The 20,319-nt window shown below is 63.9% G+C and carries 21 protein-coding genes and 1 tRNA gene; 14 read left to right on the top strand and 8 right to left on the bottom strand.

Going from position 1 to position 20,319, the window contains the following annotated elements; genetic code table 11:
- Positions 1-197 precede the first annotated feature (197 nt).
- Together K4A76_RS14495 and K4A76_RS14490 are read left to right on the top strand one after the other, a co-directional pair.
- Positions 198-665 carry a DUF1289 domain-containing protein gene (locus tag K4A76_RS14495; RefSeq protein ID WP_161892253.1) on the top strand — a complete coding sequence of 156 codons (468 nt, stop codon included), beginning with the start codon at positions 198-200 and terminating at the stop codon, positions 663-665.
- 129 nt (positions 666-794) lie between these two features.
- Positions 795-1,391, top strand: a complete 597-nt coding sequence (locus K4A76_RS14490) for a hypothetical protein (protein WP_274410551.1) — start codon at positions 795-797, stop codon at positions 1,389-1,391.
- A gap of 13 nt (positions 1,392-1,404) precedes the next feature.
- On the opposite strand, the gene queD is transcribed toward K4A76_RS14490, so the two are convergent.
- Together queD and K4A76_RS14480 are read right to left on the bottom strand one after the other, a co-directional pair.
- Positions 1,405-1,761: a 6-carboxytetrahydropterin synthase QueD gene (gene queD, locus K4A76_RS14485; RefSeq protein WP_009685940.1), complete on the bottom strand. Its 357-nt coding sequence runs from the start codon at positions 1,759-1,761 to the stop codon at positions 1,405-1,407.
- Between the two features lie 53 nt (positions 1,762-1,814).
- Positions 1,815-2,894: a patatin-like phospholipase family protein gene (locus tag K4A76_RS14480; RefSeq protein WP_054881342.1), complete on the bottom strand. Its 1,080-nt coding sequence runs from the start codon at positions 2,892-2,894 to the stop codon at positions 1,815-1,817.
- A 201-nt stretch (positions 2,895-3,095) separates the two neighbouring features.
- Between K4A76_RS14480 and K4A76_RS14475 the strand changes: the two genes are divergently transcribed.
- From K4A76_RS14475 to K4A76_RS14455, 5 genes are all read left to right on the top strand, one after another.
- Positions 3,096-3,404: a PepSY domain-containing protein gene (locus K4A76_RS14475; RefSeq protein ID WP_029886952.1), complete on the top strand. Its 309-nt coding sequence runs from the start codon at positions 3,096-3,098 to the stop codon at positions 3,402-3,404.
- Positions 3,404-3,718, top strand: coding sequence for a PepSY domain-containing protein (locus K4A76_RS14470; protein ID WP_009685937.1), 315 nt, complete (start codon positions 3,404-3,406; stop codon positions 3,716-3,718). Before K4A76_RS14475 ends, K4A76_RS14470 begins: the two co-directional genes overlap by 1 nt.
- A complete protein-coding gene (locus tag K4A76_RS14465) occupies positions 3,719-4,387 on the top strand; it encodes a response regulator transcription factor (RefSeq protein ID WP_009685936.1) in 669 nt (222 codons plus the stop codon).
- A complete protein-coding gene (locus K4A76_RS14460; protein WP_274410550.1) occupies positions 4,384-5,700 on the top strand; it encodes an ATP-binding protein in 1,317 nt (438 codons plus the stop codon). The genes K4A76_RS14465 and K4A76_RS14460 overlap by 4 nt, the downstream gene beginning before the upstream one ends.
- Before the next feature lie 252 nt (positions 5,701-5,952).
- Positions 5,953-7,110: an HPP family protein gene (locus tag K4A76_RS14455; protein WP_274410549.1), complete on the top strand. Its 1,158-nt coding sequence runs from the start codon at positions 5,953-5,955 to the stop codon at positions 7,108-7,110.
- Here K4A76_RS14455 and K4A76_RS14450 read toward each other — a convergent pair.
- Positions 7,084-7,950 (bottom strand): LysR family transcriptional regulator, encoded by an 867-nt coding sequence (locus tag K4A76_RS14450; RefSeq protein WP_009685932.1) that lies wholly within the window; start codon positions 7,948-7,950, stop codon positions 7,084-7,086. The genes K4A76_RS14455 and K4A76_RS14450 overlap by 27 nt on opposite strands.
- 178 nt (positions 7,951-8,128) lie before the next feature.
- Here K4A76_RS14450 and K4A76_RS14445 point away from each other — a divergent pair, with 178 nt between their 5' ends.
- Positions 8,129-10,018 (top strand): propionyl-CoA synthetase, encoded by a 1,890-nt coding sequence (locus tag K4A76_RS14445; protein WP_274410548.1) that lies wholly within the window; start codon positions 8,129-8,131, stop codon positions 10,016-10,018.
- Here K4A76_RS14445 and zapE read toward each other — a convergent pair.
- Positions 10,015-11,091 carry a cell division protein ZapE gene (gene zapE / locus K4A76_RS14440; protein ID WP_274410547.1) on the bottom strand — a complete coding sequence of 359 codons (1,077 nt, stop codon included), beginning with the start codon at positions 11,089-11,091 and terminating at the stop codon, positions 10,015-10,017. The genes K4A76_RS14445 and zapE overlap by 4 nt on opposite strands.
- 130 nt (positions 11,092-11,221) lie before the next feature.
- Positions 11,222-11,464, bottom strand: coding sequence for a DUF465 domain-containing protein (locus tag K4A76_RS14435; protein WP_009685928.1), 243 nt, complete (start codon positions 11,462-11,464; stop codon positions 11,222-11,224).
- A gap of 257 nt (positions 11,465-11,721) precedes the next feature.
- On the opposite strand from K4A76_RS14435, the gene K4A76_RS14430 reads away from it, so the two are divergent.
- Positions 11,722-11,796: transfer RNA gene (locus tag K4A76_RS14430), tRNA-Gln, on the top strand.
- A 141-nt stretch (positions 11,797-11,937) separates the two neighbouring features.
- Here K4A76_RS14430 and K4A76_RS14425 read toward each other — a convergent pair.
- Genes K4A76_RS14425 through K4A76_RS14415 form a run of 3 tightly spaced genes read right to left on the bottom strand, consistent with a single transcriptional unit; the run spans position 11,938 to position 17,077 of the window.
- Positions 11,938-14,337, bottom strand: coding sequence for a hybrid sensor histidine kinase/response regulator (locus K4A76_RS14425; protein WP_274410546.1), 2,400 nt, complete (start codon positions 14,335-14,337; stop codon positions 11,938-11,940).
- Positions 14,338-14,350: 13 nt separating this feature from the next.
- Positions 14,351-14,812, bottom strand: a complete 462-nt coding sequence (locus tag K4A76_RS14420; protein ID WP_009685925.1) for a response regulator — start codon at positions 14,810-14,812, stop codon at positions 14,351-14,353.
- Positions 14,813-14,818: 6 nt separating this feature from the next.
- Positions 14,819-17,077, bottom strand: coding sequence for an ATP-binding protein (locus K4A76_RS14415; RefSeq protein ID WP_274410545.1), 2,259 nt, complete (start codon positions 17,075-17,077; stop codon positions 14,819-14,821).
- Positions 17,078-17,344: 267 nt separating this feature from the next.
- On the opposite strand from K4A76_RS14415, the gene K4A76_RS14410 reads away from it, so the two are divergent.
- From K4A76_RS14410 to K4A76_RS14390, 5 genes are read left to right on the top strand one after another with little or no spacing between them, the layout of a single operon-like run.
- On the top strand, positions 17,345-17,872 hold the full coding sequence (locus K4A76_RS14410; RefSeq protein WP_274410544.1) for a Csu type fimbrial protein: 528 nt from the start codon (positions 17,345-17,347) through the stop codon (positions 17,870-17,872).
- A 30-nt stretch (positions 17,873-17,902) separates the two neighbouring features.
- On the top strand, positions 17,903-18,439 hold the full coding sequence (locus K4A76_RS14405) for a Csu type fimbrial protein (RefSeq protein WP_054913375.1): 537 nt from the start codon (positions 17,903-17,905) through the stop codon (positions 18,437-18,439).
- An 18-nt stretch (positions 18,440-18,457) separates the two neighbouring features.
- Positions 18,458-18,988, top strand: coding sequence for a Csu type fimbrial protein (locus K4A76_RS14400; RefSeq protein WP_009685920.1), 531 nt, complete (start codon positions 18,458-18,460; stop codon positions 18,986-18,988).
- A 3-nt stretch (positions 18,989-18,991) separates the two neighbouring features.
- The gene (locus K4A76_RS14395) at positions 18,992-19,495 is read left to right on the top strand and encodes a Csu type fimbrial protein (RefSeq protein WP_009685919.1); all 504 of its coding nucleotides are present in this window, start codon (positions 18,992-18,994) and stop codon (positions 19,493-19,495) included.
- 39 nt (positions 19,496-19,534) lie between these two features.
- Positions 19,535-20,311 carry a fimbrial biogenesis chaperone gene (locus K4A76_RS14390; RefSeq protein ID WP_274410543.1) on the top strand — a complete coding sequence of 259 codons (777 nt, stop codon included), beginning with the start codon at positions 19,535-19,537 and terminating at the stop codon, positions 20,309-20,311.
- The last annotated feature ends 8 nt before the right edge of the window (positions 20,312-20,319 follow it).

The raw sequence follows: 20,319 nt of genomic DNA, 5'->3' as shown, positions 1-20,319 counted from the left end.
GCCGTTCTACCGGATCAACTGTGCTCGTGACGCTTTGAAAACAGCTTCCTACGGACATTGTTGCCTGTGAAAAGGCCGGATGATTCTACGGCAAAAAAAGCCCGAAGGTAAGGCGCAGAACATCACTTTAACGAGTGACCCTGGTTAGACAAAGGGCTAACATGGGCGCGTGTTCCATCGCCATGCTGTTGTTTTTCATGTCCAACAACTCCATCAAGACCCCTTGCGTCGGCCTGTGCTCCACGGTGTATGGGGACACGGTTTGCCGCGGCTGCAAGCGCTTCCACCACGAAGTGATCCACTGGAACGGCTACGATGACGCGCAAAAGCGCGCTGTGTGGCTGCGCCTTGAGCAGTTGCTGGTGCAGGTCATGATGGCCAAGCTCGAGGTGTTCGACAAAAGCCTGTTGCGCCAGCAACTGGAGCAGCGCTCCATCCGCTTCGTCGACCAGCAGTCGGAATATTGCTGGGCCTACCAGCTGATCGCCCGCGGTGCGCGGATGATCCGTGATCTGGAAGCCTACGGCATGGTACTGCTGCCGGAATTTCGCGATTGGGAACTGCCGCAGTTGCGCGATGCCATCGACCGCGAATTCTTCCTCTTGTCCGAAGCGCACTACCAGCGTTACATCGCCCCTGCGTTTCTCGCCAGCTCGCTGGGCTAAGCGCTGGCATCAGCGCCTTCGCCGCGGTTCACGCCTTGTTTGCATGGCCTGGGAGCGGGTTCCGGCTGCAAGCGGGCAACAGCACTCACTAGTGTCTTCCTTTTCCGCCAGTGAAGAGGGCTCGACGGCATGTCCCACTACCAATTTCAACCTCAGAAAAGCTTCATTGCCAGGCTGTACTGGCAGCCACGCTTGAGCACGCAAGGGCAGGTTCAAGGCGTGCCCATCGGTGACACAGGTAATGGCGATTCGCCCTTTACCAGTGGTGGCTGGCTGCACGCCGGTGAAGACCATTACACCGACCCGGTGGCACCGGCGTATGTGATCTCACGGCGCAAATTCCGCACGCTGTTCTGGTTCGGCTGCTACGAGACCGATGGTGAGTACGACTTCGAGATCCGCGCCGTGGGTGACGAAGACAGCCATCCGCACTGGCGGCGGCGCGGTCACCGCCTGGATGTCAGCCGCAACGGCTATCTGGCCCTGTACTCGGCCGCGCAGGCCGTTGGCCATGACGCCCTGGCCGCCGGCACCATGCTCTGGCGCCTGGATGGCCTGGCGCCAGAGCAGCTTGCCGAAGGCGATGCGGTCAGCGACGTGAGCCTGGTCAGCCTGCATGGCAAGACGGTCAGGCGGCTGGTCGAGGACGGCTTTCCCTACCTCAGCGAGGTGCAAGGTGAAGCAGGCTATCTGCATCTGCAGGTGCTGAGCATAGGGGCCGCCTGACCCTGGCGGTGTTTCAGTCGCCGTAGTATTCGCACCCGCTGGTGCAGGTCTCGTGGATGCGGACTTTGGACAGCTCCGGCAGCAGCGGCTTGACCTGATCCCAGATCCACTTGGCGATTACCTCGCTGGTGGGGTTTTCCAGGCCGGGGATGTCGTTCAGGTAATTGTGGTCGAGCTGCTCGTAGATCGGCTTGAAAATGGCCTTCACCTCGGCGAAGTCACGGATCCAGCCGGTGTGCGGGTCCAGCGGGCCGGTCAGGTGCAGGCCGACCTTGAACGAGTGGCCGTGCAGGCGGCCGCATTTGTGCCCGGCAGGCACGTGTGGCAGCCGGTGGGCCGATTCGAATGTAAATTCCTTGAAGATTTCCACGCTGTCAGAACTCTGAGTGAATCAATAATGCGCGCAGTTTAACAGCATGACCGCTACAAGGCTTGCAGGCGTTCATGCAGCCGCCCGGTGGCGACCAGTTCCAGCAATTCGTCGCCCAGCCGCTGGCTTTCGGCAATGGCCTTGTACCAATAGCGTTTGCGCCCCGCGGCATCGCCCATGAAACGCTTGAAGTCGTTGCGGTCTGGCAACTTGCCGAAGGGCAGGGCGGCCAGATAGTGCGGTGAGGGCGTCATCAGCAACACGTTCTGCAGCCGCCTGGCATCGCCCTTGCGCCAGGGCAGCGCCTTGTCGAACCAGCCGGGTATGACCTTGTCGGTGAAGTGCGGGTACAGCACCAGGTCGTCGCCGTGGTAAGGCAGGTCGAGGTGGTAATCGAGCAAGCCGCCGTCGCGGTAAGTACCGGCGCCCGCCCCAGGAATATCCTTCACTCCCTGCATGACCATCGGGATCGAGCCCGAGGCGAGCAGGGCCTGGCGCAGGTTGGCCAGGTCCAGCGGCAGGCAGCGCGAAGGGAAGTCGGTCAAGGCATCGAGCGGCGGCGCGCTACGCCCGTCATGCAGGATGATGCGCTCGAAGTGGCGCGCCAGGCGTGCCCGGCCCAAAAGATTGCTGGCGACCACCGAGCCCAGGCCGAGGCCCAGGCGGGCGCGCTGGTCGTGGGCGAGCTGACCGTGGCTTTTCACCACCAGGATGTTCAGGCGATAGTGCGGGTTGGCCAGCAACTGGGCGTCGCGGCCCTGCAGCAGGTCATCGAGCATTGTTGCGCAACTGCGGCTGATTTCGGCCGGTGTTACCCCTTTGGCGAAGTCTTGCTCGGTATACAGTTCGCCAAGCCGGCGGATGCCGGCCACCGGGTCTTGCAGGCAGGCACTGGCGAAGCGCCAGGCGCCGATCGAGGCGCCGATCAGTGCGCGTTGGCGGGGTGCCGACGGTAGCCACTCACCGAACAGGGCCAGGTCCAGGCCTTGGATGCCGAGTGGCTTCGGCCCGCCCGCTGCGCCTGGCAGCACACCCACATCGGCCGCCTGTAGCCCGCGCTCGCGGATGTGCTGCAGGGCACGTTGGCCCGCCTTGAACGTGAGCGCAGGGTATTTGATGTGGATGGCGCTCATGACGGATCTCCTGGGTATCGAGCCGGTGATTATAAGGTTCGGTGAAGCGAATACTGCGTGCTGATGCAACGGCTCGGTGGAACATCACACGGCCCCGCAGGCTGCGCTATCATGCCGCCCGTTGCTTTCAGGTTGAATTAAGGACCGCCGGGTAATCTTAACCCCGTAGACAACTTGTACAGCTCTCAGGAGAGAAGCACGATGAAAACCTTGACTGCCCTGTTCACCGCCGCCGCCCTTGCCCTGGGCGCCAATGCCGCTTTCGCCAAGGATGTGCAGCCCGACGAAGTGGTCAAACTGGTAAACGCCAAGACAATCAAGTCGCTGGACGAACTCAAGGCCACTGCCATGGCCAAGCACCCCGGCGCCACCGTTACTGATTCCGAGCTGGAAGACGAGTACGGCCGTTACATCTACAAAGTCGAGCTGCGCGATACCCAGAACGTGGAATGGGACGTGGCACTGGACGCCAAGACCGGTGAAGTGGTGAAGGACGAGCGAGACAACTGATGCGTCGCTTACCACGGCCAGCGCGCTACCTGGCGCTGGCGCTGCTGGCCGTGTGCTCGCTGGCAGCCGCCCGCGACCTCGACCAGGATGAAGCCCTTAAACTGCGGCAAAAGGGCGTCATCCTGCCACTCGAACAGTTGCTGGAAACCGCCCTGGGGCGTTACCCCGGGGCGCGTTTGCTGGAAGCCGAGCTGGAAGAGGACGATGATCGCTACGAATATGAGGTCGAGCTGCTGACGCCTGCTGGCGTGGTTCGCGAAATCAAGCTTGACGCCAGCACCGGCGCCCTGCTCAAAGATGAGGAAGACGACTGAATGCGCCTGTTGCTTGTCGAGGACAACGTACCGCTGGCCGATGAGCTGATTGCCGGCTTGCAACGCCAGGGCTATGCCGTGGACTGGCTGGCCGATGGCCGTGACGCGGTGTACCAGGGCCAGAGCGAGCCTTATGACCTGATCATCCTCGACCTCGGCTTGCCGGGCATGCCGGGCCTGGAGGTACTCGCCCAGTGGCGTGCCGCTGCGTTGGCCACGCCGGTGCTGATCCTGACCGCGCGCGGCTCTTGGGCCGAGCGTATCGAAGGGTTGAAGGCAGGGGCCGATGACTACCTGAGCAAGCCGTTTCACCCCGAAGAGTTGCAGTTGCGCATACAGGCGCTGTTGCGCCGTGCCCGCGGCCTGGCCAACCAGCCCAGGCTGGAAGCGGCCGGCCTGCACCTGGATGAAGGCCGCCAATGCGTGAGCCGCGACGGTGTAGATATCCAGCTGACCGCTGCCGAGTTTCGCTTGCTGCGCTACTTCATGCTGCACCCACAGCAGATCCTGTCCAAAAGCCACTTGGCCGAACACCTGTACGACGGTGAAACCGAGCGTGACTCCAATGTATTGGAGGTGCACGTCAATCACTTGCGCCGCAAGCTGGGGCGCAGCGTGATCGAAACCCGCCGTGGGCAAGGTTACATCTACGCCGGGAGCGCCGAGTGAAGTCGATCCAGGCGCGTTTGAGCCTGGGCCTGGTCGCTGTGCTGGTGGTGGTGGGCGTGGTGCTGGCACAACTGACCCTGTGGTTGTTCGAAGCCGGCCTGCAACGCTACCTGGAAAACGGCCTGCGCAAGGAAAGCGAGAACCTGCTGGTGGCCCTGGTGCGGGGGCCGTCCGGCCTGCAGCTGGACGAGCGGCGTATCTCGGCGGCTTACCAGCGGCCGTTTTCCGGCTACTACTTCCGCATCGACTTCGACCAGGGCACCTGGCGTTCTCGCTCGTTGTGGGACCTGGATATGCCCAAACCGGCGGCCCCAGGGCTTTCCGACAGCCATGAGCTGCGGCCGGAAGGGCAGCACCTGTTGGCACTGCGTGCCGACTACCGGCGCCTGGGGCAGGATATTTCCATCAGCGTGGCCCAGGACTATTCCCCGGTACGCCAGGGGTTCCGGCGCCTGCAACAGATCGGCCTGGGCATGGGCCTGGTGGCGTTGATTCTGGTGCTGGTGCTGCAGCGCATTACCGTCACCAGCTCGTTGCGGCCGCTGGAGCGGGCACGCCAGCAGATCGCCCAGCTGCAGCAGGGGCAGCGTTCGCAACTGGATGCCGAAGTCCCCAGCGAGCTGGCCCCGTTGGTGGGGCAGATCAACCATTTGCTCAGCCACACCGAAGACAGCCTGCGCCGTTCCCGCAATGCCCTGGGCAACCTTGGCCATGCGCTGAAAACACCGCTGGCGGTGCTGCTCAGCCTGGCGTCGAGCGAGCGCCTCAAGGATTTGCCGCAAGTCAGCGCGCAGATGCGTGAGCAACTGGAGCAGATCCAGCAACGCCTGGCCCGTGAGTTGAACCGGGCGCGCCTGGCCGGCGACGCCCTGCCAGGCGCGCAGTTCGATTGCGATGCCGAGTTGCCCGGGCTACTCGAAACCCTGGGCATGATCCATGGCGAAGGTTTGCTGCTGGCCAGTGATGTGCCGCCCGGGCTGTCACTGCCATGGGACCGGGAAGACGTTCTGGAGCTGCTGGGCAACCTGCTGGACAACGCCTGCAAGTGGGCTGACAGCGAAGTGCGCCTGGGGGCCGAGGCGGATGCCGAAGGGTATCGGCTGTGGGTCGATGATGATGGGCCAGGCATTCCCGAGGGGCAGCGCCAGCAGGTGCTGGGGCGCGGGTCGCGGCTGGATGAACAGGTGGACGGGCACGGCCTGGGCTTGGGCATCGTGCGCGACATCGTGGAGGCCTGGGGAGGGCAACTGGCGTTGCAGCAAAGCCCGTTGGGCGGGCTGCGGGTGAGCCTGAACCTGCCGCGCAAGGCCTAGTGGTCCCGAGCCGCGCCTGCGGCTGCGGCGGCCTGCTTTGCCGATAGGCACTGCAAAAAAATTGCAGTACAGGCGCATTTTTTTGAATTGGCCCATTCGCGCCGCGCTCGGCACAATGCCTTCACGAAGCCGCGTGGTTTCCATCTCTCCACGGACGGAGCCCCTTGTGATATTGCCTGCGCAATACCAGGCCCAGGCAGCTGCCCTGGGCTTTCTTTTCAAACCGAAAAAAACACGACCCCGATAGTTCAAATGCCTGCCTCGCGTTCCGAAAGTCGTCTGCTGCGGCTATTGCCGCCCGCCCTGAATATCCCCCCCAAAGAATGGTTGCGTGCCGGTATTGGCGCACTGCTTGGCTTGTTCCTCGCCGGCTGGCTGACCAGCATGGCCTACGGCCCCGGTATCGCTCTGCACTTGCTCGGCCCGTTGGCCGCGTCGGCGGTGCTGGTGTTCGCGGTGCACTCCGGCCCGTTGGCCCAGCCTTGGCCAGTGCTGGGCAGTTACGCCCTGGCAGGCGCTGTTGGCCTGGCCATGCGCCAGGGGTTCGGCCCCGAGTTGTGGGTGGCCGCCGTGGCGCTGGGGATCTCGATCCTGGTCATGTGCCTGCTGCGCTGCCTGCACCCCCCGGGTGGCGGGGTGGCCGTGAGTGCGGTACTGGCCGACCCGGGCCTGACCGCCCTGGGCGACCACCTGTTGCAACCGGTGTTGCTCAATGCACTGATCCTGGTAACGGTGGCAGTGCTCTACAACCGCCTGACGGGCGTGCGCTACCCCAAAGGCGCGGTAATCCGCAAGGACCTGCACCATACCCATGACCCGCTGCCTACCGAGCGCGTTGGCGTGCGCGGCGAAGACCTGGACCATGCCCTCGAAGAGCTGGGCGAGTTCGTGGACGTCACCCGTGACGAACTGGAGCGCATTATCCTGGCCACCGAGCAGCATGCCTTGCAGCGCAGCCTGGGCGGCATCACCGCGGCGTCAGTGATGTCTCGCGATGTGCAATTCGCCAGCCCCGACACGACGTTGGAGCAGGCCTGTGCCATGCTGGCCGGCCACCATCTGAAAACACTGCCGGTGCTGCAGCACGGCAAACTGGTGGGCATAGTCAGCCTCAGCGATCTGGTTGGCCCGGCCATGCAACGTGGCCGTTTCACCTGGCGCGGACTGTTCGGCCGCCCGCCCGTGCGCCTGGCCCAGGTGATGATGCAGCCAGTGGTCAGCGTCAGCAGCCAGCACCCGCTGGAGCGCCTGCTGCCGCTGCTGTGCGAACAAGGCCTGCATTGCCTGCCGGTGCTCGACGATGGGCGCCTGGTGGGGGTGATCACCCAGACCGACCTGATCGCCGGCCTCAAGCGCCAGTTGCTCAGCAAGGCCCAACGGGTTTCAGAGAACAGGGTCCCAGCGTTGTGACCAGTCGCTTGCGCCGGCGGCCACCAGCCGGCGCAGCACGCTGAACGCCTGCTGCAGGGCTTCGCTGTCGCGTTTGCGCGGGTAGACCAGATAGGTTGGGTAGGTGAATTCAGGCGCGTGCGGGACTCGCTCGAAAACCCCACTGTCGAGGTAGGCCTGGACCACCCGTGTGCGGAAGTAGCCACTACCGCCTTGGTCGAGAATGAACTGCAGCGCCAGTGGCCCGAGGTTGAAGCTCAGCGCCGGGCGCGCGCAGTCGGGCAAGGCCGCGTCATGCTGGCGGCGGAAGGCCTGGCCCCAGTCGATGTAGATATACGGCTCGGGCCGATCGACCCGGCGCACGCGGATCAGCTTTTCTTCCATCAACTGCTCGACCTGCAAACCCGGGCCATAGGTTGGCTGGTAGACCAGCGCAGCGTCCAGCAGGCCCATCTCGACCTTGCGCAGCAGCGCCTCGCCGTCGCTGACCTCGCTGCGGATCGCGTGGCTGGGCAGTTCGCGATGCAGGGCGCTGACCCAATCGAGCATCATCGGGTTGCCCAGGCTCACTTCACCGCCTACATGCAGCACCTGCTGGCAGCCCTCGGGCAGCGGCAGGTCACGGCGCGCCGCCTCCCAGGTCTGCACCAACTGGTTGGCATAACTGACGAAAGCTTCGCCATCGCAGGTCAAGCTGGCGCCACTGCGGCTGCGCACGAACAACTGGCAACCCAGTTGCTGTTCAAGGCGCTGCACCCGGGCGGTGATCGCCGTTTGCGAAACGAACAGGCGCTCGGCGGCAGCGACCAGGCTGCCGCAACGCACGATCTCCAGAAAGGTACGGGCCTGTTCGATATCCATGGGCTGCTCGGTGGCTTGAGGGGGGCCTATTCTAGGGGTTTTGCACCGAAATAGGGCGCATTGGCGCGTTATGCAAATTTGCAGGTCGGTTGTGACTTTAGTCGCCTGGCGAGGCGGGCGGTGCAGGCCATACTTCAGGTTCGCCCTTCAATAACAACAAAATCGGGTTCCTTTCGTTATGAGCTACCAGCACAGCTACGCCCAGTCCATCTCCAACCCTGCCGCTTTCTGGGCGGAACAGGCCGCTCACCTGGCCTGGTATCAAAAACCTGCCCAGGTCTTGCAAGAGAACGCCGATGGCACCCACCGCTGGTTCGCCGATGGCCGGCTCAATAGCTGCTACCTGGCCCTCGATCACCAGATCGAGCAGGGCCGCGGCGAGCAATTGGCGCTGATCTACGATTCGCCGGTGACTGGCGTGCAGCAAACCTACACCTACCTGCAGTTACGCGACGAGGTGGCGCGCCTGGCCGGCTTGCTGCGTGAACTGGGCGTTAACAAAGGCGACGGCGTGATCATCTACATGCCCATGGTGCCTCAGGCGGCCATGGCCATGCTGGCCTGTGCGCGGATTGGTGCGGTGCACTCGGTGGTGTTCGGTGGCTTCGCCGCCAACGAGCTGGCCCTGCGCATCGATGACGCGCGGCCGGCGCTGCTGCTGACGGCTTCCTGCGGGCTGGAGTTCGACAAGGTCATCCCCTACAAGCCACTGGTCGACCGTGCGCTGCAACTGGCCAGGCACCAGCCGCGCTCGGTGCTGGTGCTGCAGCGGCCGCAGGTGAAGGCCGATCTGCTGCCAGGGCGCGACCTGGATTGGCAGGTGGCGGTGCGAACTGCCAAGCCGGTTGAGCCGGTGGCGCTGGATGCCGGTGACCCGCTGTACATCATGTACACCTCGGGCACCACGGGCAAACCCAAGGGCATCGTCCGCGAAAACGGCGGCAACGCAGTGGCACTGTGTTACGCCATGCGCCATATCTATGGCATGCAAGCCGGTGATGTGTGGTGGGGCATTTCCGATGTGGGCTGGGTGGTGGGGCACTCGCTGATCGTCTACGGGCCGTTGATGAGCGGCTGCACCACGATATTCTACGAGGGCAAGCCGATTCGCACGCCAGACGCCGCTGCCTACTGGCGGGTGGTCGAGCAGTATCGGGTCAATGCGCTGTTCTGTGCGCCCACGGCCATGCGTGCCATTCGCAAGGAGGACCCGCAGGGCGAGCGGGTGCGCAACCATGACCTCAGCTCGCTGCGCCATGTGTTCCTGGCGGGTGAAAAGCTCGACTCGAGCACCCATCAATGGCTGGAGCAGGTGAGTGGCAAGCCTGTGCACGACCATTGGTGGCAGACCGAGACCGGCTGGCCAGTCACTGCGCCCTGCGTGGGGCTGGAGGGCAGCGCGGCACGGCCGGGTTCGAGCAATCGCGCCGTGCCCGGCTATCACGTGCGTGTGCTGGACGACGAAGGGCGCCTGCTGGGCCCCCACCAGCAGGGCTCGATCGTGATCGCCCTGCCATTGCCGCCCGGTTGCAGCCAGACGCTGTGGGGCGACCACGGACGTTACCTGCAGGCCTATCTGCACAGCTACCCTGGCTACTACCACACGGGCGATGGCGGCTACCTGGACGATGATGGCTTCGTTTACATCATGGGGCGCACCGATGATGTGATCAACGTGTCCGGGCATCGGCTTTCCACGGGGGAAATGGAAGACTTGGTGGCGCGCCACCCGGCGGTGGCCGAGTGCGCGGTGATTGGCGTGCATGACGAAATAAAGGGCCAGGTGCCGTTGGCGCTGGTGGTGCTCAAGGACGGCGAGGGCATTGCCGAGGCGCAGTTGCTGGTCGACCTGGTGGGCTGCGTGCGCGAGGAAATAGGCCCGTTGGCGTGCTTCAACCGAGTGCGGCTGGTGAAGCGCCTGCCCAAGACCCGCTCCGGGAAGATCCTGCGGGCGGTGTTGCGCAAGATTGCCGATGGGCAGGACTACGTCCCGCCTTCGACCTTGGACGACCCGGCAGTGCTGGGAGAGATCGAGGCGCTGCTGGCTGACTTGCCCAGGGCGGTTTAGCCCTGAGGCCCGACCACCTGCAGTTGCCCCAGGCGGCTGCGGGTGCGCATCAGGTCGGCAAGCGGCCCACCCAGGCTTTGTTCCAACGGTCGTTTGCCGATTACCGTCACCTGCCTGTCCTGGTCGTACAGCACATCCACCAGGTTGACGAACCGTTGTTGCGCCGCCAGTGAGCAGTCCGCCAGGTCATCCAGCCCATCGATGACCCATTCGTCGTACTGCTCGGCCAGCACCAGGTAGTCGATCACCGCCGTGGCCTTTTCGCACAGGTCGTCGAAGCCGAGCACCACGCGCCGGCCCTCCACCGCCAGCGCCCGCAGTGGGCGCTTGTTCACGTCCAGCTGCACGGGCTGTGGCGCGGGTACGTGCAACGCCTGGCGCTGCGCGGCAGTGCCGGGCCATACATAATGCCCCTGGGTGAACCGCTGCTGCTCGCGGTTGGCCGGCAGGCTGCGAAAGTCGGTATCGCCACCGACTTCGAGGACCTCCATCGAGCTGTTGATCAGGCGGATCACCGGCAGGAAACGCTCATGGTACAGGGGGTTGGGCAGCAGCCCCTCAGGCGCGTAGTTGGACGTCACCAGCAAAAACACCCCGCGGCTGAACAAGGCATTGAACAGCCGGGTGAGCAGCATGGCATCGCCAATGTCATGTACATGGAATTCATCGAAACACAGCACCCGGCAATCGCCTATCAGCTCGTCCAGGGTCGCGCCCAGTGCGTCGTCCAGCGCCCGGTGGCGATGCATGCCTTGGTGCAGGCGGGCAAAAAAATCATGAAAGTGCAGGCGCTTCTTGGCTTCGACCGGTACGGCCTGATAGAAGCCGTCGAGCAGCCAGCTTTTGCCCCGGCCGACCGAGCCGTACAGGTACAGGCTACGCGGCTGGCCTTGCTCCAATTGTGCCAATTGCCTGGCCATGCAGTCGATCACCCGGCGTTGGCCATCGCTGAGCTGATAACCGCGGCTGTGCGCCTTGTCTTCGAACCAGGCGAGCAGTTCGCTCTGATGCGCGGCAGCGCCGCGCAGGCGTTGGCCAAGTTGGCGCAGCGGGGTAGGGATCCAGGCAGGCAAAAGCACAGCTCCTTGGGCATTGACGGGGCAGTGTGCAGCTTGCCCGAGGGCGGCGATTTTGACCAATAGAGAAATTGCGCGGCAATCATCACTTCTCGCGATAGGTGTCGCCGCCACGGCTGCCGCTGGGCTATGCCTTGCGTTCCAGCTGGCGCTCAATCATGTACTTCACCGCCAGGCGGCGCTCTTTCAGGTGGCGCAGGTCTTCGTCGACGAAATTGCCTGCCGAGATGGCCTCGGCGGCCAGTACCTGGTTGTCGATATCGACGTACTCATCCAGCAAGCGATCCAGTGCCTTGTCGGCCTGGCGACGTTGTTGAACGATCTCGCGTGGGTAGTGCAGGTCCTGGTAAAGGTCGTGAGAGACGGGCATGGGTTCCTCCTTGGTCAATGCAGATGGGTTATCTGATTTGAAGGGAGGAATGCGAATGTGTTGAAGCGAAGCGAGAAGAAAACGACGGATGGTAGGCGGCGGCGGCAGAAATGACTAAGCCGCTGTTTTTTGGCAATTTTTTTTCATCAGGGGGTTCACAGACCGAAACTTTGTTGTTAAAGTGCCGCGCATTCCAAGACAACACGCAGTTGTCACTCACTTGGAATTGTCAGAGCAGTTCACGCTGCATCCGATACAGGGGCGTCGCCAAGCGGTAAGGCAGCAGGTTTTGATCCTGCCATGCGTTGGTTCGAATCCAGCCGCCCCTGCCATTTCCCAGTTCCAAACGTAACTTGCCCGGTGCTTATTCTGATGAGCGTCGGGTTTTGTCGTTTCTGCGCGTGCGAAATGCCACACCCACTGTGGCCGCAGCGTTGCGTTGGCCAAGGGCCGCAAAGCGGCCCAGCCATTGGTCAGCCCTGGCGCACTGCCAGGCCGCCCAGCATCTCGTTGAGCACGCGCGCCAGTTCATCGGCTTGCACCGGTTTCTGCATCACCAGGCTGCCCGGCAATTCCAACCCTTGCAACTCCGCATAGCCGGTAAGAAACACCACCGGCAGGTGCGGGCGCCGCTCGCGGGCCGCCAATGCCAGTTGCCCTCCGTTGAATTCCGGCATGGCGAAATCGGTCAGCAGCAAGTCGATCTCGTCATCCAGCAACGCCAGTGCCTGTTCGCCGCTGTGCGCCTGGCGCACCTGGTAGCCGTACTGGCGCAGTACATCGCCGAGCATGTCACGTACCAGGTGGTCATCGTCCACCAGCAGTACGGTCCGGTTACGGCCGCTATCGTTGATCGAAAGGCTGAGCACGGCAGCTGCCGGTTCACTGACCGCGCGGTCTTTCACTGCTGGCAGGTATACCGCCACCTCGGTACCACGCCCTGGCTTGGTGTCGATGCGCACACCACCACCGGACTGTTTGGCGAAACCAAAGACCTGGGCCAGCCCAAGCCCTGAACCCTTGCCGATATCCTTGGTGGTGAAGAACGGCTCGAACACCTTGGCCACCACCTCTTCGCTCATGCCGCACCCGGTGTCGCGAATGCTCAGCATCACGTATTCGCCCCGCTCAGGGTCTTCCGGGCGCTGTGGGGGGGTGTCGATGCAGGTGTTGTGGGTCGCCAGGATCAACTGGCCGCCATCGGGCATGGCATCGCGGGCATTGATGGCCAGGTTGAGAATGATCATTTCAGTCTGGGTCGGGTCGGTCAGCGCCTGCCACAGGCTTGGGTCCAGGTCCAGGCGCACCGAGATATTGCCGCCCAAGGTGCGGCGTAATAGTTCCTCAAGGCCCGCCAGGGTGCGGTTGAGGTTCAGCGGTACCGGTTCCAGGCGCTGGCGACGGGAGAAGGCGAGCAATTGCGAGGTCAACTTGGCACCGCGCTCACCCGCTTCGCGAACATGCTTGAGGCGCGACCGGGCTTTGTCCAGGTCGCCCCGGGTCAGATCGCGCTCAAGGAAACTGGCACCGGTGAGGATCACGGTCAGCAGGTTGTTGAAGTCGTGCGCCACGCCGGCAGTCAGCTGGCCGACCGCTTCCAGGCGCTGCATCTGCTGCAAGGCGGCCTCGATGCGCTCGCGCTCATCGATCTGCTCGCGCAGGCGCGCATTGGCTTCGGCCAGGCCCAGCGCGGTTTCGCGCTCGCTGGTGATGTCCCGGGCGACCACGTAAAGCAGCGTGTCTTCGGGCACCACGACCCACGACAGCCAGCGTTGCTGGCCACTGGCGTGGAGGATACGGCCGACGAAACGTGCGCTGGTGCGGCCGTGCGCGAGCGCGGCCAGTTCGGTCAACAGCAGTTCCTGATCGCTTTCGGGCAGCAGGTGCAACAGCGACGACTGGCTCAGGCGCTCGCGGGAAAAGCCCAGGCTGGCTTCCCAGGCGGGGTTCAGTGCCACCGGGGTGAGGTCCTTGTTCAGCACTGCCAGCAGATCCTGTGACAGCTCCCAGGCGCGGTCGCGTTCACGGGTACGGCGTTCCACCCGCTCGCCCAGCATCTCGTTGAGCTGGCGCAGTGCCTGGGTGGCCAGGCGCTGGGTGTTGATGTCTTGCAGCACGCCGGAAAAGCGCACGCACTGGCCGTTGACGAACTGGCTCTGACCACTGCTAAGCAACCAGCGCGGCTCCTGGCCACTGGGTTGGGCAGTGCGAAATTCCACCCGGTACTGGCCACCGCTTTCGGGCAGCATGGCGTATTCGACGGCATCGCGCACCAGCGCCAGGTCGTCTGGGTAGATGCCGTCGTAGAATACCTGCATGGTCATGTCGGCGCTGGCGGGCAGGCCGAACAGGGTCTTGCAGCGCTCGTCGCATATCAACAGGCCATCTTGCGGGCGCAGGTCCCAGGTGCCCATGCCCGCGGCGTCGATGGCGATGCGCGCCCGCGCCTCGACATCGACCAGCGCCTCCTCGGCGCGGCGCCGGCGCTGGCGCTCCTGCACTTCGGTCATTGCCCGGCGTACCGCCTTGGGCAGCAGCGGCAGGTTCTTCTTCAGCACATAGTCGGTAGCGCCCAGGCGGATCATTTCCACGGCATGCTCTTCGCCGTAGATCCCGGAGAGAAAAATGAACGGGGTGTCGACAGCCAGGCGCTGGGCGATGGCCAGCACCTCGGTGCCGGACGAGCCCGGCAGCACGCAGTCGCAAAGGATCAGGTCGTAGTGGTCCTGCTTCAGGGCATGCTCGACCCCCGTATGGTCGAAGACCAGATGCGATTGCACATGCAGCCCGCTGCGCTCCAGGCGCATCAAGGTCAGCTCGGCGTCCATCGAGCTGTCTTCGACCATCAGTAGTTTCAACGGCGTTTGCGGCATCGTTGCGGCGGCCTCAATTGCTACCGCGACGGTTCAGCCGCAGCGAGCCAGGTGGTGGTTCATTCAGTACGGCCCAGAAGATGCCCAGGTCGGAAATGGCGGCGACGAATTCCTTGAATTCCACGGGTTTGACCACATACGCGTTCACCCCTAGCTCGTAGGCGCGCAGCAGGTCGGGCTCTTCGCGGGACGAGGTCAGCATGACCGTGGGGATGCTACGCAGCTCGGCGGTGGCGCGCACTTCCTTGAGTACCTCCAGGCCGTCGACTTTGGGTAGCTTCAGGTCCAGCAGCATTACAGCAGGGTTGCCGTCATCACGATCGGCATAGGCGTTGCGGCGCAACAGGTAGTCCAGCGCCTCGGCACCGTCGCGCAGGACGATGACCTCGTTGGCCAACTGGCTACGCTCCAGAGCCAAAAGCGTCAGCTCCAGGTCTCGTGGATTGTCTTCGACCAGCAGGATGGGTTTGAGCATGATTGTTCAGGTGCCTCGGGTAGTCGCGGGTTGGCGCGGTAGAGAAAAGTGGAAACTAGCGCCATGGTCGATCTGGCCCTCGGCCCAGACACGGCCATCATGGCGCTCGATGATACGGCGCACGCTTGCCAGGCCAATCCCTGTGCCTTCGAACTCTTCCATGCGGTGCAGGCGCTGGAATACCCCGAAAAGCTTGTTGGCGTAGGCCATGTCGAAGCCCACGCCGTTATCGCGGATACAGATTTCGGTTTCGTCCGGGTGTTGCTCGGCGCTGATCGAAATGCGCGCGGGCTCACGACCGCGGGTGTACTTGATGGCGTTGGCGATCAGGTTGTGCAATGCCAGGTTGATGAATGCCGGGTCCCCGATCACCTTCGGCAGTGGCGCAATGTCCCAGATGATCTCGCGGCCTTGGTAATCGGGCGCCAGTTCGCTGCGGATAGCCTCGACCAGGGCGTTCAGGTCGACATCGGACATGCGCAGGGCAGAGCGGCCCATTTGCGAGAAGTTGAGCAGGTTGTCCACCAGGCTGCCGGCGAAATTGGCGGCTTCACCGATGTGTTGCAGGAAGCGCTGGCCACGCTCGCTCAACCCTGCGCCCTCGATTTCGCCGAGCAGCTCGGTATAGCCGGCAATGTGCCGCAGCGGCGCGCGAAGGTCGTGGGAAACGCTGTACGAAAACGCCTCGAGTTCCTTGTTCGAGCGGCGCAGTTCACCGGCCAGCTGTGCCAACTCCTCGGCCTTGCGCAGCACAATGCCAAGCACCGCCGTGCGTAGATCCTGCACGCCCTCGACCACCAGTGGCTCCCAAGGTGCGCAGTAGCCATGCAGTCGCTCCTGCCAGCGCTCGAAACTGTGCCGCGGGTCGAGGTTGCCCTGTGGCCCCACTTGCTTGGTCGGCTGGCCTGCCCAATTCACCGTGCGTACCTGTTCGGGGCGGAACCACAGTAGGTAGTGCGAATGGATCTGCGAAATCGCAACGGCCAGCACGCCACCGGCATGGTCTGCCAGCTCGGGCAACTCGTCGATGTCGCGGCGCACGTTGTCGGTGCAAAATACATGTTCGTCGCCACGCTGGCTCAGCCAGTGCACCAGCGCCGTGACCTGGGCGGTGGGTGGCGTCTGGCCGAACAGGTCGCAGCGCTCTGCCGAGATCACCGCGGCGCCCTGGGCGTCGGCAAAGGTCAACAGGACGTCGGGCACGTCGCGCAGGCCATCGCTGACGCTGTCATGGTCGGCCATGGACGAAATCATGCGGACAATGTGCTGGCGCAATTCCAGTACCTTGCTGGTGCTGGCGTGCGACTCGCGGGACTCGACCTGCAACGACAGCACGCTGGCCAGCAGCTCGCAGGCGGTGCGCGTACGCAGGTCTACAGGCCTGGGCTGCTGATGGTGGCAAGAGATCAGCCCCCACAACTTGCCATCGGACACGATCGACAATGACATCGACGCCAGGGTGCCCATGTTGCGCATGTACTGCAGGTGCACCGGTGAAACGCTGCGCAGTGTCGCAAAGCTCATGTCCAGCGCCTTGCCGGTACGCGGGTTGGCTGCCGGCAGCAGCGGCGAAGGCTGGTAGTTGGCGTCCTCGATCACGCGGATACGGTTGACCCGGTACAGTTCGCGCGCCTGGCGCGGGATGTCCGAGGCCGGAAAGCACAACCCCAGGTAGCTGGGGTAGCCCGGGTCGGCGACCTCTGCCAGAACCTGGCCATTGCCTTCTGCATCGAAGCGATAAGCCTTGACCCGGCCAAAACCGGTGATGCGCTTGAGTTGAACCACCGTTTGCTGCAGCAGCTCTTCAAGGCTGCCGGCCAGGTGCAGGGTGCTGACGAAGTTGCGCACCAGCGGGTAGTAATCGCCTTGCCCGATGAGGTCGGACGGCAGCCGCGGTGGTTCGAATTCGGCGATCAGCACCTGATCGTGACGGTGGGCCAGCAGGTGCAAGGCGGCGGTGTGCGGTGCCCCTTCGCACAGGTGCACATCACCAATGTGAAAGGGGAATACTTCGTCTTCGGGTAACCGCGAAAGGTGCATGCGCAAGTCGAACCCGCCACTGACCAGCTCGGCGAAATGGCAACCGATAAGCTCCCTGGCCGGCTTGCCCAGCCACTGTTCGACGTTTTCACTGGCCTGGAGTACCCGCAAGTCGGCTTCGTCGACGACCACCAGGAAACCGTGGGGCTGGACGCTGCCGGGCACCTGGATCGGTTCCTGAGCGCAACGCTCCACGGCTTGGGCGAGCGTGCTATCTGCAGTCATCAATTGAAAGCTCCTGTCTTGTCGGTCCATGCTTGCCGCACGAGTTTGAGGCAGGATGATGGAGGTACACCTTATCAGAATATCGGCCCATTCGCCGGCTTCTGGCCATTTGAGGTCTGTGAATCACGATGGGTTCTGCCCCTTGCAGGTTTTTTTTCATCGAACGCTATCGCTTTGTTGCTAATACCAAAAAACGGTCGGTTGCAGCTTTTGGCGCCGTGCCTCGCTGCTAGGCTCAACTGAGCATAGAGCGATAAGGACGACAAGGTGAAGGAGCGCTTACTGGCCGGGTTGTTTGGCCTGTTACTGAGCAACGCTGGCGCAGCGGCAGACTTCCTGGTGGAGGTGCGGGTCCTGGTGCAGCGCGGCTGCATGCTGGTCACCCAGGCCCGCGACGCGGGCGTGCAGGCTGCTGGGCGAATCGACCTGGGTGCTGCGCCGCGGCTGGATGGCCCGGCGGCACCGCTGGCCGGGGTGTTGCTCAGCCAGCGCCCGCCGCGCCTTGAGTGCAACCCCGACACGCCTTATCAAGTACAGGTCGACGGCGGCCAGCACGGCGGCACTGGCGACGTGCGTTTCCTGGCCAGCGACGACGCCCCGGGCCGGCCTATTCCTTATCGGCTCTATCGCGACGCGGCCTGGCGCGAGCCACTGCCAGTGAACGTTGCGCAGGCGGCCCGGGTACCGGATAGCGGCTCGGCCGAATTGCCGCTGTATGCGCGAATCGACACGCTGGCCTGGGTGCCGAAAGCCGGCCTGTACGCCGACCTGTTGAAAGTCACGGTCACTTGGTGAGGATGCTGCCATGCACAAGGACGCGCAGCCATGAACCGCACCTCGATCCTGCTGTTGACCCTGGGGCCTTTACTGGTGCCAGGCGGTGCAGCGCATGGCAGCGCCACTGGCTTCATTCAGGCGCGGCTGGTGATCAGCGCTGCCTGCCAGATCAGCAGCAACGAAGCGCAACCGGCGACCCTGGCCAACCCGGGCTTGCTGGACTTCGGCGAGCGGGGCCCGAACTGGGACCAGCCGCTGCGTAGCCGGGTGGATGAAGCAGGCGGCGAGGGCAGCCTGCAAATCAGTTGCACCCCCGAAGTGCGTGCATTCAACGTGCGCATCAATGGTGGCATGCATGGCGACGACGGCATTCGCCGCCTCAGCAACGGCAGCCAGCTGATTCCTTATCAACTGGCACTCGACCCGGGCGGCAACAGCCGCTACGGCATTGGCCAGGCACGGGCCTTCACCATCAGCAGCACGCAACAGATACCGATCCCCATCTACGGCGTGGTGGTCGCGCAACCGCGCGCGCTGCCAGCCGGGCTGTACCGCGACACCCTCCGGGTGACCCTGGACTGGTAACCACGCAAGGAGACTCCGATGCGAACGAACCTTTCATGCTGCATCCTCGCCGGCCTGGGTTTGGCGCTGGCCACGCAGGCCCAGGCCGCCACGGTGACCGGGACCATCAACTCGACGCTGACCTTGACGGCGGCCTGCCAGGTGAATGGCAGTTCAGGCACCTCGGGGTTGAACTTCGGCTCGCTGGATTTCGGCACCCAGGATGCCTTGTTCACCACGGCCAACGCACAGGTGCTGGGTAGCGGTGGCGCGCTGAGCATTCTGTGCTCGGCGGGCACGGTGCCGGCGATTCGCGTGCGTGCAGGGTCGCATGACGGCCAATCGACCGGCGGCACCCGTGCACTGGCTGACGGCGCGGGGAATTTCGTGCCCTACGACTTCTATACCGACTCCGGGCGCACCACCGTGTTGGCCATCGATGGCACCATCACCCTGCCAACCAGTACCGGTGTGGCGCAAACCGTCAACCTGTACGGCCAGGCGCGTGGCAAGGCCGGGTTGCCGGCTGGGGTGTACACCGACACGGTAGCCGTCGAGTTGTCGTTCTGAGCCATGCGCCATTGGCTGACGGTGGGCCTGGCTGGCCTTGGTGCGCTACTGGCGGCGCCACTGGATGCGGCCACTACCAGCACCTTCACGGTCGCGGCGCAGGTCGCTGCCGGTTGCCTGGTGGTGGGTGGTGTCAGCCAGTATGGGGTCCTGAACTATGGCACCCAGTCGGCGTTGTCCACCAGCGTGCTCAGTACCTCGCTGGGCGGCACCACGGTGACCTTCCAGTGCACCCCGGGTGTGGCGGTGAGCATGAGCCTGGGCGGTGGCCAGAACAGTACCAGCGGCACGCGCTATTTGAAGAACACCAGCGGCAGCCAGGTCCTGGCCTACCAGTTGTACCGGGATGCCGCCTACAGCCAGCCGTTGGGCATAGGGCAGAGCGCCACCGTGAGCTACAGCGACGCCACGGCGATCAAGCTGCCGGTGTATGGGCGGGTTCAGCTGACCGGCAAGCTGCCGGCAGGGACTTATACCGATGTTGTGCAAGTGATGGTGACCTGGTGAACGCCAGCGGCGCCAATGACCAGTGCTAAGGAGAGCTTGATGGCAGTAGGCGCGAAGTGGGCGCGAGGGCTGATCGGGTTGTGGTGGCTGGCCAGCCTGCCGGCTGGTGCAGCCACCTCGGTGTTGATCTGGCCGATCGACCCGGTGCTGGAGGCCGACCAGAAGGCCGGCGCACTGTGGCTGGAAAACCGCGGTACCGAGGCTGCCAACTTGCAGGTGCGGGTGTTTGCCTGGCACCAAGGGCGTTACCAGGAGCAGTTCCAGGCCCAGCGCGAGATCATCGGCAGCCCGCCGGTGGCCAATATTCCTCCTGGGCAGAAGCAATTGATCCGCCTGACCCGCACCGGCCCTTCACCTGCCGGCCAGGAAAAGGCCTATCGCATCATCATCGACGAAATTCCGCCGGCCATCCCGCTCGACAAGGCCGGCCCCGGCACCACGGCCGCCATTCGGCTGCAGATGCGCTATTCCGTACCGCTGTTCGTCTACGGCGAAGGGCTGTGGGGCAAGGCGGACCCCGAGGGCGGGCGCGCCACCGCCAGCGTGGGCAAGCCCCAGTTGAGCTGGCGGCCTGTCACGGTGCAGGGCAAGCCTTATGTGGAGCTGCGCAATACCGGCCCGGTGCATGCACGGCTGACCGACGTGGTGCTGCAGCAGGGCGGCCAGCGCAAGGCGCTGGTCGAAGGTTTGCTGGGCTATGTGCTGCCGGGCGCGAGTATGCGTTGGCCGGCACCCGTGGCGCCGAATACAGGCAGTGTGCTGCAAGGCCGGGTCAACGGCCAGGCCAAGGCCGGCACCATACCCCAGGGGCAGTGAACCAGCAC

This window comes from Pseudomonas sp. NEEL19, assembly GCF_028751975.1.
In the GTDB taxonomy this organism is placed as follows: Bacteria; Pseudomonadota; Gammaproteobacteria; order Pseudomonadales; family Pseudomonadaceae; genus Aquipseudomonas; species Aquipseudomonas juntendi.
This window is presented reverse-complemented; position numbering and strand designations above follow the sequence as displayed.